This window comes from Streptomyces sp. NPDC055103 (assembly GCF_053607625.1).
Genome location: NZ_JBSGTX010000047.1, coordinates 15,190 through 27,885 on the forward strand (window position 1 = coordinate 15,190; position 12,696 = coordinate 27,885).

At 70.3% G+C, this 12,696-nt stretch carries 16 protein-coding genes; 6 read left to right on the forward strand and 10 right to left on the reverse strand.

Features of this window, described 5'->3' with window-relative positions:
• Positions 1-45 precede the first annotated feature (45 nt).
• Together ACWFR1_RS26655 and ACWFR1_RS26660 are read right to left on the reverse strand one after the other, a co-directional pair.
• Positions 46-240, reverse strand: coding sequence for a DUF397 domain-containing protein (locus ACWFR1_RS26655; protein ID WP_453555303.1), 195 nt, complete (start codon positions 238-240; stop codon positions 46-48).
• The gene (locus ACWFR1_RS26660) at positions 222-1,055 is read right to left on the reverse strand and encodes a helix-turn-helix domain-containing protein (protein WP_453555305.1); all 834 of its coding nucleotides are present in this window, start codon (positions 1,053-1,055) and stop codon (positions 222-224) included. The genes ACWFR1_RS26655 and ACWFR1_RS26660 overlap by 19 nt, the downstream gene beginning before the upstream one ends.
• A gap of 132 nt (positions 1,056-1,187) precedes the next feature.
• On the opposite strand from ACWFR1_RS26660, the gene ACWFR1_RS26665 reads away from it, so the two are divergent.
• Positions 1,188-1,409 (forward strand): hypothetical protein, encoded by a 222-nt coding sequence (locus tag ACWFR1_RS26665; RefSeq protein ID WP_453555307.1) that lies wholly within the window; start codon positions 1,188-1,190, stop codon positions 1,407-1,409.
• Positions 1,406-1,621 (forward strand): hypothetical protein, encoded by a 216-nt coding sequence (locus tag ACWFR1_RS26670; RefSeq protein WP_055643552.1) that lies wholly within the window; start codon positions 1,406-1,408, stop codon positions 1,619-1,621. The genes ACWFR1_RS26665 and ACWFR1_RS26670 overlap by 4 nt, the downstream gene beginning before the upstream one ends.
• A 429-nt stretch (positions 1,622-2,050) precedes the next feature.
• Here the strand turns inward: ACWFR1_RS26670 and ACWFR1_RS26675 are convergent, their stop codons facing one another.
• Together ACWFR1_RS26675 and ACWFR1_RS26680 are read right to left on the reverse strand one after the other, a co-directional pair.
• Positions 2,051-2,974: an RNA polymerase sigma-70 factor gene (locus ACWFR1_RS26675; RefSeq protein ID WP_453555309.1), complete on the reverse strand. Its 924-nt coding sequence runs from the start codon at positions 2,972-2,974 to the stop codon at positions 2,051-2,053.
• 158 nt (positions 2,975-3,132) lie between these two features.
• The gene (locus ACWFR1_RS26680; protein WP_453555311.1) at positions 3,133-3,606 is read right to left on the reverse strand and encodes a carboxymuconolactone decarboxylase family protein; all 474 of its coding nucleotides are present in this window, start codon (positions 3,604-3,606) and stop codon (positions 3,133-3,135) included.
• A gap of 154 nt (positions 3,607-3,760) precedes the next feature.
• Between ACWFR1_RS26680 and recO the strand changes: the two genes are divergently transcribed.
• The 3 genes from recO (at position 3,761) to ACWFR1_RS26695 (ending at position 6,004) form a co-directional block, all read left to right on the forward strand.
• Complete coding sequence (gene recO / locus ACWFR1_RS26685; protein WP_384558814.1) at positions 3,761-4,510, forward strand: DNA repair protein RecO; 750 nt, start codon at positions 3,761-3,763, stop codon at positions 4,508-4,510.
• 17 nt (positions 4,511-4,527) lie between these two features.
• The gene (locus tag ACWFR1_RS26690) at positions 4,528-5,352 is read left to right on the forward strand and encodes an isoprenyl transferase (RefSeq protein WP_453555314.1); all 825 of its coding nucleotides are present in this window, start codon (positions 4,528-4,530) and stop codon (positions 5,350-5,352) included.
• Between the two features lie 100 nt (positions 5,353-5,452).
• Entirely contained in the window at positions 5,453-6,004 is a 552-nt protein-coding gene (locus ACWFR1_RS26695; protein ID WP_453555316.1) for a YcxB family protein, read from the forward strand.
• Between the two features lie 89 nt (positions 6,005-6,093).
• Here the strand turns inward: ACWFR1_RS26695 and ACWFR1_RS26700 are convergent, their stop codons facing one another.
• The 4 genes from ACWFR1_RS26700 to ACWFR1_RS26715 all read right to left on the reverse strand — a co-directional run bounded on the left by ACWFR1_RS26700 (position 6,094) and on the right by ACWFR1_RS26715 (position 9,311).
• Positions 6,094-6,504, reverse strand: coding sequence for a Fur family transcriptional regulator (locus ACWFR1_RS26700; protein WP_351815067.1), 411 nt, complete (start codon positions 6,502-6,504; stop codon positions 6,094-6,096).
• 61 nt (positions 6,505-6,565) lie between these two features.
• Entirely contained in the window at positions 6,566-7,465 is a 900-nt protein-coding gene (locus ACWFR1_RS26705; RefSeq protein WP_453555318.1) for a metal ABC transporter permease, read from the reverse strand.
• A 2-nt stretch (positions 7,466-7,467) separates the two neighbouring features.
• A complete protein-coding gene (locus tag ACWFR1_RS26710) occupies positions 7,468-8,241 on the reverse strand; it encodes a metal ABC transporter ATP-binding protein (RefSeq protein WP_453555320.1) in 774 nt (257 codons plus the stop codon).
• Positions 8,242-8,270: 29 nt separating this feature from the next.
• A complete protein-coding gene (locus ACWFR1_RS26715) occupies positions 8,271-9,311 on the reverse strand; it encodes a metal ABC transporter substrate-binding protein (RefSeq protein ID WP_453555322.1) in 1,041 nt (346 codons plus the stop codon).
• 165 nt (positions 9,312-9,476) lie between these two features.
• Here ACWFR1_RS26715 and ACWFR1_RS26720 point away from each other — a divergent pair, with 165 nt between their 5' ends.
• Positions 9,477-10,856, forward strand: a complete 1,380-nt coding sequence (locus tag ACWFR1_RS26720) for a glycine--tRNA ligase (protein WP_453555324.1) — start codon at positions 9,477-9,479, stop codon at positions 10,854-10,856.
• Between the two features lie 69 nt (positions 10,857-10,925).
• On the opposite strand, the gene ACWFR1_RS26725 is transcribed toward ACWFR1_RS26720, so the two are convergent.
• The gene (locus ACWFR1_RS26725) at positions 10,926-11,516 is read right to left on the reverse strand and encodes a TetR family transcriptional regulator (protein WP_453555326.1); all 591 of its coding nucleotides are present in this window, start codon (positions 11,514-11,516) and stop codon (positions 10,926-10,928) included.
• Between the two features lie 44 nt (positions 11,517-11,560).
• The gene (locus ACWFR1_RS26730) at positions 11,561-12,598 is read right to left on the reverse strand and encodes an aldo/keto reductase (protein ID WP_453555328.1); all 1,038 of its coding nucleotides are present in this window, start codon (positions 12,596-12,598) and stop codon (positions 11,561-11,563) included.
• Between the last annotated feature and the right edge of the window lie 98 nt (positions 12,599-12,696).

Consider the following 12,696-nt stretch of genomic DNA (forward strand, 5'->3'; position numbering starts at 1 on the left):
CCCTTGTCCGCCGTGCCCCAGGGTCCAGACCCGCCCTGGCGCTCGTCAGCCGGCGATACCGGCGACGAACGCGGACCAGGCGGCGGCGGGCACGATCAGGACGGGGCCGTCGGTGACCTTGCTGTCCCGGACGGGGACGACACCGGGGAAGTCGTACGAGGCTTCGACGCAGTCGCCGCCGGACCCGTTGCTGTACGAGCTCTTGAACCAATGGGCGTTGCTCAGGTCGTACGCGCGCATCGTCTGTAGTCCTCCGCCGCCGACTCGGTCAGTGCGAGGGACGCCTCCGGCGACAGCGTGGCGACCCTGAGCAGATCGTAGGTGCGCCGGGCCTGCTTCACCACAGCCGGATCATCGAGGAGCGTTCCCGAATACTCGGTCTCCGTATAAGCGGTTGGTGGTGCGTCCGCGAACTCCATGAGCTTGAGCGTGCCGGTCATGTGGGCGTGTGCGCCCGCCGAGCGCGGTAGCACCGTCACCAAGGTCACCCGCTCCCGTACGAGCGTCGCGATGTGCTCCAGGACCTCTGCCATCACGGCCGGTCCGCCCACCGGGGTGAGGAGTACGTGCTCGTGCAGGATCACCCAATACTCGGGCCGTGTTGCGTCCTTGAGGATCTGGGCCCGGTCCAGTCGTGAGCCGACTTTCTCCTCGATGTACTCCTCCGTGGCGAACGGATGCACCGCCAGCGTCACCGCTCGTGCGTACGCGCTCGTCTGCATCAGGCCCGGCACCACCAGCGGGGCGAACTCGCAGATCTGGGTCGCCACCCTCTCCAGCTCCGCCACCTCGTGGAAATACGACGCGTACGGCGACTTGTTGATGAGTTTGCGTACCGTACGTTCGAAAATACCGCCGGTTTGCAGTACCTCGTCGATTCTCTGCGCCACATCCAGCTGCGGCTTTCGAATTCCCTGCTCGAACAGTCCGATGTATCCACCGGACACGAACACGCGTCCGCCCAGCTCGCCCTGCGAGAGTCCCGCTGCCTCGCGGCGCTCCTTGAGGAGCTCCCCGAAGAACTCCCACGTCTCGTCCTGCTTGCCCTTGGCCATGGATTAACTCCCCAACCCTACGCCGCAGTTGTACGGCCTGCGCGTCTGCCGATTCTACGGATCCGGACCCACTCTGGAGAGGCGAAGCAGGAAATGGATTCAGAAAGGCATACGTTGGTGAAGGAAGACATCATGAAGACGACCACGGGGGCCATCGAAGCCGCACAAGAGGCAGTGACGGAATTGCGCGAGGCGCTCGCGAGGGCGGGAATCACCCTTCCCTCGCTCGGGCTCGACGTCGTCACCCTCGCCGCCGAGCCTCCGAGGCCGCTCGTCGAATTGGGATGCTGCACGGCGGAAACGGCACGGCTCATCGCGGCCGCCCTACTGCCGGGCGAGGAGAGCGGGACATGACACTGCCGATCGGGTCGTACGTCGTGGAGATCCGTACCGGACGGGTCGGGAGAGTGATGGGCCACGAAGGGCCCTACGTCCAGATCCGGCCGCTCGGTGGCGGGCGCGAGTGGGACGTGGAGCCGGAGGGCGTACGCGAGGCGACCTCGTCCGAGCGGCTGAGCGCCGCCACGGCTCACGTCAACGCCAGGAGCCGGGGCGAGGTGCCCTGAGCCCGTGAGCCCTGAGCCCGCTCGGGTGAACCGCCGTCCGTGGCGTCGCCGGCGGGCGGGCTCACGGGAGCCGGGGCGACGGAGGGGCGGGCCGCCCAGGCGGAGGGGCGGTACGTGGGCGTCCTGGAGGACTCGGCCCGGGACTGGCCCGTCCAGGCCACCCGGCAGGTGCTGCCGACCCGGGGTGGACCGGGTCCAGGCCGACGGGAGCACCGCGGTCGCCGGGAACGGCACGGGTGCCGTCGACCCGGCGGTGGCGATCCTCTTGGCCGGAAAGCTCCGTGACGACGCCGCGGCCCAGCCCACCTCGTACGGCTTCGCCGGTGACCCGAACGCGCCGGTCACCGAGCGCTTCTACGGACACCTCGTCCACGCCGGCGGCGGAGCCCCAAGTGCCCGCCCGGGGCTCCGTCGTCGTCCGCGTGAAGGTCAGCCGATCCGCCGGCGGGCCTCCTTCACCTCACGGTTGACGGCCCAGGCGTCGGCGACCGGCCCGAGGTGGCCGAGCTTGTCGGGGTTGAGGACGGCGCGGATGGTCTGGATCCGTCCGTCGAGGATGTCGAGGACGAAGGCGTGGAGGACCTTGCCGTCGCGGTCGCGGTAGATCGCGCCGGGCTGGCCGTTGACCTCCCGCGGCTCGCACGTGACGTCGATCTCGAACAGGGCGGGGAAGGTGAAGGCCAGGAGCCGGGCGACGTTGTCCGTGCCCACGATGGCCTTCGCGAAGTTCGGGGCCTTGCCGCCGCCGTCGCCGACGAGCTGGACGTCGGCGGCCAGGAGCTCCTGGAGTCCGCCCACGTCGCCGTCCTTGAGCGCGTCGAAGAAGCGGGTCGCCAGCTGCTGCCGTTCCTGGCGGTCGGCGGCGAAACGGGGGCGCCCTTCGTGCATGTGCCGCCGGGCGCGTACGAGCAGCTGACGGCAGGCGGCCTCCGAGCGGTCGACCGCCTCGGCGATGTCCTGGAAGTCGAAGGCGAAGACCTCCCGGAGGAGGAAGACGGCCCGCTCCAGGGGGCTGAGCCGTTCGAGGAGCAGCAGTGCCGCCATGGAGACCGAGTCGGCCAGCTCCACCGAACGCGCCGGGTCCTGGTACGGATCGCTGAGGAGGGGCTCGGGGAACCAAGGGCCGACGTACTCCTCGCGCCGGACCCGCGCGGAGCGCAGGACGTCGATGGAGAGGCGGGTGACGGTCGTCGACAGGAAGGCCTTGGCCGACGTGGGGAGGGTCGACGAGCCGTCGTACCGCAGCCACGTCTCCTGCACCGCGTCCTCGGCCTCGCTGACGCTGCCCAGGATCCGGTAGGCGATCGAGAACAGCAGCGGTCGCAGCTCCTCGAACTCCTCGACCTTGCTCATGGTGACTTCCTCTCCCCGTTCCCGTACGTCCGCGAGGCGCGGCGGGCCTCATGATCATCCAGGCGGGTGGCGGGCCGGATCAACGGGTCGACCCGGCCCGTGCCCCCCTGCCTGACTGTCCGGCCGCCCGCCTGCCGGACCGTACGCCCGGGTCTCCGTCAGTGGAACTGGCCGGGCACGTAGTCGCCCGCCGGCTGCCGGGTGATGGCGTTCAGGCGGTTCGCCAGGTTCATGAAGCCGATGTGGAGGACGAGGGCGGCGAGCTGCTCCTCGTCGTAGTGGAGGGCGGCGCGCGCCCAGACCTCGTCGCTGACGCCGCCGGCCGCGTCGGCGACCCGGGTGCCCTCCTCGGCCAGTTCCAGCGCGGCGCGCTCGGCCTCGGTGTAGACCGTGGCCTCCCGCCAGGCCGCCACCAGGTTGATCCGGACCGCGGTCTCGCCGGCGTGGGCCGCGTCCTTGGTGTGCATGTCGATGCAGACGGCGCAGCCGTTGATCTGGCTCACGCGCAGCGCGACCAGTTCCTGGGTGGCCGCCGGGACCGCCGACTCCTTGACCGCCTTGCCGGCCGCCATGAGGTGCTTGAAGGCCTTGCCGAAGGTGGGGTTGGTGAAGAGGTTCAGTCGCGCGTCCATCGGGTGCTCCTCGGTGTGGGTCACTGGCCTGCTACAACCCCTGAGACGAGGTAGCCCGCCCCCCTGTGACACGGGTGGATGTGACCTGCGTCTCCCCGTGAGGGAACGTCCCGTCCCGGGTCTGTCCGCCTTCGCCGTACGGGAGAATGGGCCCATGAGTCTGTTCCGCGACGACGGCATCGTGCTGCGCACCCAGAAGCTGGGTGAAGCGGACCGCATCATCACGCTCCTCACACGCGGTCACGGACGCGTACGCGCCGTCGCGCGCGGGGTGCGGCGGACCAAGTCGAAGTTCGGGGCGCGGCTCGAACCGTTCTCGCACGTGGACGTGCAGTTCTTCGCCCGGGGGAGTGAGCTGGTCGGACGCGGGCTGCCGCTCTGCACGCAGAGCGAGACCATCGCCGCGTACGGCAGCGGGATCGTCACCGACTACGCCCGGTACACCGCCGGCACGGCCATGCTGGAGACGGCGGAACGGTTCACCGACCACGAGGGCGAACCCGCCGTGCAGCAGTACCTGCTGCTGGTGGGCGGGCTGCGGACCCTCGCCCGGGGCGAGCACGCGCCCCACCTCATCCTCGACGCCTTCCTCCTCCGCTCGCTCGCCGTGAACGGCTACGCGCCCAGCTTCGACGACTGTGCGAAATGCGGACTCCACGGCCCGAACCGGTTCTTCTCGGTCGGGGCGGGCGGGGTCATATGCGGCGACTGCCGGGTGCCCGGAAGCGTCGTACCCTCTGCGGAGGCCATCGGCCTGCTCAGCGCGCTGCTCACCGGCGACTGGGCGACGGCGGACGCGTGCGAGCCGCGTCACGTCAGGGAGGGCAGCGGACTCGTGTCCGCCTATCTGCACTGGCACCTGGAGCGCGGCCTGCGCTCCCTGCGGTACGTAGAGAAAAGCTAGGTAGGAGAGACCACGTCATGGCCATCGCACGACTGCTCGGTCGCCAGCGCCGGGAGTACAGCACCCCTGAGCCGCACCCCTCCGGCGCCCGCCCGCCGAAGCTCCAGTCGGAGCTCGTCCCGGAGCACGTCGCGATCGTCATGGACGGCAACGGCCGCTGGGCCAAGGAGCGCGGTCTGCCCCGCACCGAGGGGCACAAGGTCGGCGCCGAGCAGGTGCTCGACGTGCTCCAGGGCGCGATCGAGATGGGCGTGGGGGCGATCTCGCTGTACGCCTTCTCCACCGAGAACTGGAAGCGCTCGCCCGACGAGGTGCGCTTCCTGATGAACTTCAACCGCGACTTCATCCGCAAGACCCGCGACCAGCTCGACGCGCTCGGCATCCGCGTGCGCTGGGTCGGCCGGATGCCCAAGCTGTGGAAGTCGGTGGCCAAGGAGCTCCAGGTCGCGCAGGAGCAGACCAAGGACAACACCAAGCTCACGCTGTACTTCTGCATGAACTACGGCGGCCGCGCGGAGCTCACGGACGCGGCGCAGGCGATGGCCGAGGACGTGAAGGCGGGCCGGCTCGAACCGTCGAAGATCACCGAGAAGACCATCCAGAAGTACCTCTACTACCCGGACATGCCGGACGTGGACCTCTTCCTGCGGCCCAGTGGCGAGCAGCGCACCTCCAACTACCTGATCTGGCAGAGCGCGTACGCCGAGATGGTGTTCCAGGACGTGCTGTGGCCCGACTTCGACCGCCGCGACCTGTGGCGGGCCTGCGTCGAGTACGCCCAGCGCGACCGCCGCTTCGGCGGCGTCGACCCGGCCGACATGGCCGTGCTCGACAAGGGCTGAGGAGGCCCGAGAAGGTCTGGCGAGGCCTGAGGAGGCCTGAGGAGGCCTGGTGCAGGGCCTGAGGAGTGGGCCGTCACGGGGTGACGCTACGATCCGGCGGATGAACGGGATATCGGACGACTCCACGATCCATGACCGGGTCGAGCTCACCTACTCCGTCGCCCTCGCGGACGTGCGCGAGGCGGTACGCGTCACCCTGGGGGCCGCCCGCTGGTGGCGGGCGCTGCGGTGGCTGGCGTACGGCGCCGCCGTCCTCGCCCTCCTGGTCGCCGCCCTGGAGCTGCTGCTCCCGGGCGAGCGGGACGCGGGCATCGTGGCCGAGATGACGGGGCTCGGCGTCGCCGCCCTCCTCGTGATCCAGCTGATGGGCTGGGCCGTCGCCCAGGTCATCTTCCTGTCCGCCCGTGCCCAGGGCGGCGAGGCCCGGGCCGTCGTCGACGCCGACGGCGGCCGGTGGACCGCCCGGAACACCGACACCACCGTCCGCTGGGCGCTGCTGCCCCGGTACGTGGAGACCGACCGGCTCTTCGTCCTGCTCACCCCCCGCAAGACCGGCTCCGGCTTCGCCTACCTGCCCAAGCACGGCCTCGCCGACCCGGCCGACGCCGAGCGGCTCCGGGCGCTCCTGGACCGGCACAGCAGCCGCGTCTGACGACACGCGAAGGGCCCGCACCGAAACGATTCGGTGCGGGCCCTCCCGTACGCGTACGGGCTTACTTCTCCGCGGCTACTTCTCCGCGGTCACTTCTCCGCGCACTCCGCGCACGTGCCGAAGATCTCGACCGTGTGCGCCACGTTCACGAAGCCGTGCTCCGAGGCGATCGTCTCGGCCCACTGCTCCACCATCGGGCCCTCCACCTCCACGGCCTTGCCGCAGACGCGGCAGACCAGGTGGTGGTGGTGGTCGCCGGTCGAGCAGCGGCGGTAGACGGTCTCGCCGTCGCTCGTCCGCAGCGCGTCGACCTCGCCCGCGTCCGCGAGGGACTGGAGCGTGCGGTAGACGGTGGTGAGGCCGACCGAGTCGCCGCGGTGCTTGAGCATGTCGTGCAGCTCCTGGGCGCTGCGGAACTCGTCCACCTCGTTCAGCGCCGCAGACACGGCGGCCCGCTGCTTGGTCGAGCGGCCTCGTACGGGGGGTCCTGCCGTCACCACGAGGGCCTCCTAGAATGCTTGTCTGCCCCCGCCATTCTGCCAGTCCCCCGTGTGCCCGAGGTCAGAAGACCTTCACATCGTCCTTCGGGTGCCTGGTGGCGGGGACGCAGCGGGCGTCACAGTCCGCCGCCGCCTGCTCGGCGGCCCGGGCCCGCCGCTTGGCGAGCGGGGTGGCGAGCAGGGTGAGGACGATGAAGATCCCGATCGCGTACAGGACGATCGTCGCGCCCGGCGGGACGTCCTGGTAGTACGAGGTGACCGTGCCCGCCAGGGTGACCGTGACGCCGGTCGCCACCGCGAGGACGAAGGTCGCGCGGAACGACTTCGACAGCTGCTGGGCCGCCGCCACCGGCACCACCATGAGCGCGCTGACCAGCAGCAGGCCCACGACCCGCATGGCGACCGTGACGGTCACCGCGGCCGTGACCGCGATCAGCAGGTTCAGGGCGCGCACCGGAAGGCCGGTGACCCGGGCGAACTCCTCGTCCTGGCTGACCGCGAAGAGCTGCTTGCGCAGGCCGACCGTGACCAGGACCACGAAGGCGGCCAGGACGCTGATCGCCGTCACGTCCTCGGTGGAGACCGTGGAGAGCGAGCCGAAGAGGTACGAGCTCAGGTTGGCGTTGGAGCCGGTCGGCGACAGGTTGATCAGCAGGACGCCGCCGGCCATGCCGCCGTAGAAGAGCAGGGCGAGCGCGAGGTCGCCGCGGGTCTTGCCGTACGCCCGGATCAGCTCCATCGCGACGGAGCCCGCGACGGCGACGAGGGTCGCCGTCCAGACCGGGCTGGAGTTCAGCAGGAAGCCGAGGCCGACACCGGTCATGGCGACGTGGCCGATGCCGTCGCCCATCAGCGCCTGGCGGCGCTGGACGAGGTAGATGCCGACGGCGGGGGCGGTGACGCCGACGAGGACGGCCGCGAGGAGCGCCCGCTGCATGAAGGCAGGTTCGAGGAAGTCCATGGTCAGGTCAGCAGTCCCGTGCGGAGCGGCTCGTCGGCCGCGTGGGGGTGGACGTGGTCGTGGCCGGGCAGCGCGTGCTGGCCGAGGGCCTCGGGCGGCGGGCCGTCGTGGACGACACAGCCGTCGCGGAGGACGACCGCGCGGTCGATCAGCGGTTCGAGGGGGCCCAGCTCGTGCAGGACGAGGAGGACGGAGGTGCCCCCGGCGACCTGCTCGCGCAGGGTCGCGGCGAGGATCTCCTGGCTGCCGATGTCCACACCGGCCATCGGCTCGTCCATGATCAGGAGTTCGGGCTCGGAGGCGAGCGCGCGGGCGATCAGGACGCGTTGGTGCTGGCCGCCGGAGAGCGCGGTGACGGAGTCCTTGGCGCGGTCGGCGAGACCGACCAGCTCCATGGCCCGCTCGACGGCCGCCCCGTCCTCCTTCGTCGTCCAGCCGAACCTGCGGCGCGAGAGCCGGCCGGAGGAGACGACCTCGCGGACCGTGGCGGGGACACCGCTCGCCGCGGTCGTGCGCTGCGGTACGTAGCCGACGCGGGCCCAGTCGCGGAACCGCTTCTGCTCCGTGCCGAACAGCTCGATCCGGCCGCCGGTCAGCGGCACCTGGCCTATGACGGAGCGGACGGCGGTGGACTTGCCGGAGCCGTTCGCGCCGAGCAGGGCGACGACCTCACCGCGGTGGACGGTGAGGTCGACGCCCCGGAGGACGGGCCGGGCGCCGAGGGCCGCCGTGGCTCCGCGGACGGAAATGACCGGGACTGGTTCCGGCGCTGTCATGGCTCGTACCTCCTGCTGTGCTGCCGCGGTCACTTCGCGCCGAGGGCCTTCTTCAGCGCGGCGAGGTTGGACTGCATGACCTCGACGTAGTCATCGCCCTTGGACTTGTCCGTGATTCCCTCCAGCGGGTCGAGCACGTCGGTCCTGAGACCGGTGTCGGCGGCGAGGGTCTTGGCGGTCTTGTCGCTCGCGAGGGTCTCGAAGAAGACGGTCGTGACCTTCTCCTTCTCCGCCTTGTCCTGGAGTTCCTTGATCCGGGCGGGGCTCGGCTCGGACTCGGGGTCCATGCCGGAGATGCCCTCCTGGTCCAGGCCGTAGCGCTCGGCGAGGTAGCCGAAGGCGGAGTGGGTGGTGATGAAGGTCTTCGTGGTGGTGTTCTTCAGACCGTTCGCGAAGTCGGTGTCCAGATCGCCGAGCTTCTTCACGAGCGCGTCGGTGTTCTTCTTGTAGTCCGCGGCGTGGGCCGGGTCGGCCTTCTCCAGGGCCGTGCCGACACCCTTGGCGACCTCGGCGTACTTCACGGGGTCGAGCCAGACGTGCGGGTCGGCGCCGGCCTCGGAACCGTGGTCGTGGCCTTCGCCTTCGTGACCGGCTTCCTCGCCCGCGTGCTCCTCGCCGGCGTGCCCGGCGTGCTCCTCGGCGGACTCGCCCTCGTGGCCCGCCTCGCCCTCGTGGCCGCCGGTCCCGGTGCCGTGGGCTTCGAGCTTCGTGAGGGTGGCCGCGTCGACGGTGTTCTTCACGCCGGCCTGGGCGATGGCCTCGTCGACGGCGGGCTGGATGCCCTTGAGGTAGAGGATGACGTCGGCCTCGCCGAGCTCGCCGACCTGCTTCGGCTTGAGCTCCAGGTCGTGGGGTTCGACGCCGGGCTTGGTGAGCGTGTTGACGGCGACGTGGCCGCCGCCTATCTGCTCGGCCAGGTACTGCATGGGGTAGAACGACGCGACCACGTCCAGCTTGCCGCTGTTCCCCTTGTCAGCGGCGTCCGAGGTGCCGCAGGCGGAGAGGGAGACGAGACCGAGCGTGACAGCTCCGGCGAGGGCGGTGGTGGGTATCAGGCGACGTACGTTCATGACACTCATTTTCAACAAAACTGGAAACGATTGTCAATTGTCCTCCGTGTGGCCCCGCCCACGCCGGACCTCACGCCGCCCGTCGCCGAACCGATTTGATGCGGAGGGTAGGCGCGCCGGTAACCTGTGGCATTCGCACTTCGTCGTCGTAATGAAGAGAGCACCGTGGCCGCCGACAAGATCGACACCATCGTCAGCCTGAGCAAGCGCCGTGGCTTCGTCTACCCGTGCAGTGAGATCTACGGCGGCCAGCGCGCCGCCTGGGACTACGGACCGCTGGGTGTCGAACTCAAGGAGAACCTGAAGCGCCAGTGGTGGCGGTACATGGTCACCGCGCGCGAGGACGTCGTCGGTATCGACTCTTCGGTGATCCTGGCCACCGAGGTCTGGGAGGCGTCCGGTCACGTCGCCACCTTCACGGACCCGCTGACCGAGTGCACCTCCTGCCACAAGCGCTTCCGCGCCGACCACCTGGAGGAGGCGTACGAGGAGAAGCACGGCCGTCTCCCCGAGAACCTCACCGACCTCAACTGCCCCAACTGCGGCAACAAGGGCACCTTCACGGAGCCCAAGCAGTTCTCCGGCCTGCTTTCCACGCACCTCGGCCCGACCCAGGACACCGGCTCCGTCGCCTACCTGCGCCCCGAGACCGCGCAGGGCATCTTCACCAACTTCGGCCAGGTGCTGCAGACCTCGCGCAAGAAGCCGCCGTTCGGCATCGCGCAGATGGGCAAGTCCTTCCGGAACGAGATCACCCCGGGCAACTTCATCTTCCGCACGCGCGAGTTCGAGCAGATGGAGATGGAGTTCTTCGTCAAGCCGGGCGAGGACGAGCAGTGGCAGGAATACTGGATGGAGCAGCGCTGGAACTGGTACACCGGCCTGGGTCTCCGTGAGGAGAACATGCGCTGGTTCGAGCACCCGGCGGAGAAGCTCTCCCACTACTCGAAGCGCACCGCGGACATCGAGTACCGCTTCTCCTTCGGCGGCAGCGAGTGGGGCGAGCTCGAGGGCGTCGCCAACCGCACCGACTACGACCTGAACGCGCACTCCAAGGCGTCCGGCACCGACCTGCAGTTCTTCGACCAGGAGGCCGGGGAGCGCTGGACGCCGTACGTCATCGAGCCCGCCGCCGGTGTCGGCCGCGCGATGCTGGCCTTCCTCCTCGACGCGTACAACGAGGACGAGGCCCCCAACGCCAAGGGCGTCATGGAGAAGCGCACCGTCCTGCGCCTGGACCCGCGCCTCGCCCCGATCAAGGTCGCGGTCCTGCCGCTCTCGCGCAACCCGCAGCTCTCGCCGAAGGCCAAGGGCCTCGCGGCCGACCTGCGTCAGAACTGGAACATCGAGTTCGACGACGCCGGCGCCATCGGCCGCCGCTACCGTCGCCAGGACGAGATCGGCACCCCGTTCTGCGTGACCGTCGACTTCGACACCCTCGACGACAACGCGGTGACCGTGCGCGAGCGCGACACCATGAAGCAGGAGCGCGTCTCCCTCGACCAGATCCAGGGCTACCTGGGCAGCCGCCTGCTCGGCTGCTGAACCCCCTGATCGCACACGGCGAAGCCCCCGGTCCCGAAGCTCGGAACCGGGGGCTTTCCCGTGCGCGACTCAGGGGCGCAGCGCGCGGAGGACCAGGGTGACGACCGTGGTGAAGGCCGTCTCGATGTCCGGGGCGGACCAGTCGGCGGCGTGGGCCGGGTCGTGGAAGCGGTCCGTCGCGTCGAAGACCGCCCGGGCCGTCGTCGTCAGGTCCGGGCCGAAGGACGCGAAGACACCGTCGCGGCGGCCTTCCTCGATGATGTGGGCGATGTGCTCGACGAGGTGCCCCACGTGGCGGTCGACGACCGCGCTGTTCTCGCCGATGAGGACCTGGAAGGTCGCCATCAGCTCCGGGTCACCGCCCGCCTTGTGGCGCTTGAGGGCGAAGAGGGTCGTCAGCCACGCGGTCAGCCGCTCGTCGGCGGGGCCGGCGCCCTCCGCGTGCGGGAGGAGTTCCACGACCGTCCGCTCCAGCCACCGCTCGGTCACCGCCTCGCGGAGGGCCGCCTTCGTGCGGAAGTGGCGGTAGACGCTGCCGTGGCTGACGCCGAGCACCCGGGCCACGTCCACGACGGTCGCCTTCGCGGGGCCGTAGCGCCGGAGCACCTCCTCCGTGGCTTCGAGGATGCGCTCGGCGGTCAGGGTCTCGGTGGCGGCCATGGAATGACAGTACTTGTCAGCCGCGGGGGTCCGGCGCCCGCCGGTCAGTGCTCGCTGTCCAGGTGCGCCATCTGCGCCGCCGGGTAGCGCTCGCCGGCCGCCGCGCCCGCCGGGACGGCCTCCTCTATCGCCGTCAGGTCGGCGGCGTCGAGCGTGACGTCCAGGGCGCCGAGCGCCTCCGCGAGCCGGTCCCGGCGGCGGGCGCCGACCAGCGGGACGATGTCCGCGGCCTGGCGCTCGCCCTGGGCGAGGACCCAGGCGATGGCGATCTGGGCGACGGTCACGCCCTTCGCCTCGGCGATCGCGCGCAGCCGGTCCACCAGGTCCAGGTTCCGGTGGAGGTTGTCGCCCTGGAAGCGGGGGGACATGCCGCGGAAGTCGCCGGCGCCGAGCTCGCGGTCCCGGGTGAAGTGGCCGCTGATCAGACCGCGCGACAGCACGCCGTACGCCGTGATCCCGACGCCCAGCTCGCGCGCCGTCGGGAGGATCCTCTCCTCGATGGAGCGGGAGATCAGCGAGTACTCGATCTGGAGGTCCGCGATCGGGGCCACGGCCGCCGCCCTGCGCAGGGTGTCCGCGCCGACCTCGGAGAGGCCGATGTGCCGGACGTGCCCCGCCTCGACCAGCTCGGCGATGGCGCCGACGGTCTCCTCGATCGGTACGTCGGGGTCGACACGGGCGATCCGGTAGATGTCGATGTGGTCGGTGCCGAGGCGCTGGAGCGAGTACGCCGCGAAGTTCTTGACCGCCGCCGGACGGCCGTCGTATCCGGTGAAGCCGCCCTCGACCGTGCGCAGCGCGCCGAACTTCACGCTGGTCAGCGCCTGCTCACGGGCGGCGGCGGGGGCGCTCCGCAGGGCTTCGGCGATCAGCAGTTCGTTGTGGCCCATGCCGTAGAAGTCGCCCGTGTCGAGCAGGGTCACCCCGGCGTCCAGGGCGGCGTGGATGGTCGCGATCGACTCGGCGCGGTCGGTCTCGCCGTACAGCGCGGACATGCCCATGCAGCCGAGACCGAGGGCGGAGACCGCGGGGCCGGTGGCGCCGAGCGGGCGGGTGGGGACGGGGCTCTGGGTGGTGGTCATGGCGGTCTCCTCGGGAGAGCGGGAGGAAGGGTGAGTTCTCCTGACAGGACAACCATGACATGACCGATGACAGATTTCCATATCTGTCATTCGTTCGA

Coding starts and splice junctions, on each gene's coding strand:
- ACWFR1_RS26680 (WP_453555311.1), bottom strand. CDS start 3,606: ATGGACGCGCGACTGAACCTCTTCACCAACCCCACCTTCGGCAAGGCC.
- recO (WP_384558814.1), top strand. CDS start 3,761: ATGAGTCTGTTCCGCGACGACGGCATCGTGCTGCGCACCCAGAAGCTG.
- ACWFR1_RS26730 (WP_453555328.1), bottom strand. CDS start 12,598: ATGACCACCACCCAGAGCCCCGTCCCCACCCGCCCGCTCGGCGCCACC.
- ACWFR1_RS26670 (WP_055643552.1), top strand. CDS start 1,406: ATGACACTGCCGATCGGGTCGTACGTCGTGGAGATCCGTACCGGACGG.
- ACWFR1_RS26660 (WP_453555305.1), bottom strand. CDS start 1,055: ATGGCCAAGGGCAAGCAGGACGAGACGTGGGAGTTCTTCGGGGAGCTC.
- ACWFR1_RS26665 (WP_453555307.1), top strand. CDS start 1,188: ATGAAGACGACCACGGGGGCCATCGAAGCCGCACAAGAGGCAGTGACG.
- ACWFR1_RS26675 (WP_453555309.1), bottom strand. CDS start 2,974: ATGAGCAAGGTCGAGGAGTTCGAGGAGCTGCGACCGCTGCTGTTCTCG.
- ACWFR1_RS26725 (WP_453555326.1), bottom strand. CDS start 11,516: ATGGCCGCCACCGAGACCCTGACCGCCGAGCGCATCCTCGAAGCCACG.
- ACWFR1_RS26705 (WP_453555318.1), bottom strand. CDS start 7,465: ATGGACTTCCTCGAACCTGCCTTCATGCAGCGGGCGCTCCTCGCGGCC.
- ACWFR1_RS26690 (WP_453555314.1), top strand. CDS start 4,528: ATGGCCATCGCACGACTGCTCGGTCGCCAGCGCCGGGAGTACAGCACC.
- ACWFR1_RS26695 (WP_453555316.1), top strand. CDS start 5,453: ATGAACGGGATATCGGACGACTCCACGATCCATGACCGGGTCGAGCTC.
- ACWFR1_RS26710 (WP_453555320.1), bottom strand. CDS start 8,241: ATGACAGCGCCGGAACCAGTCCCGGTCATTTCCGTCCGCGGAGCCACG.
- ACWFR1_RS26715 (WP_453555322.1), bottom strand. CDS start 9,311: ATGAACGTACGTCGCCTGATACCCACCACCGCCCTCGCCGGAGCTGTC.
- ACWFR1_RS26655 (WP_453555303.1), bottom strand. CDS start 240: ATGCGCGCGTACGACCTGAGCAACGCCCATTGGTTCAAGAGCTCGTAC.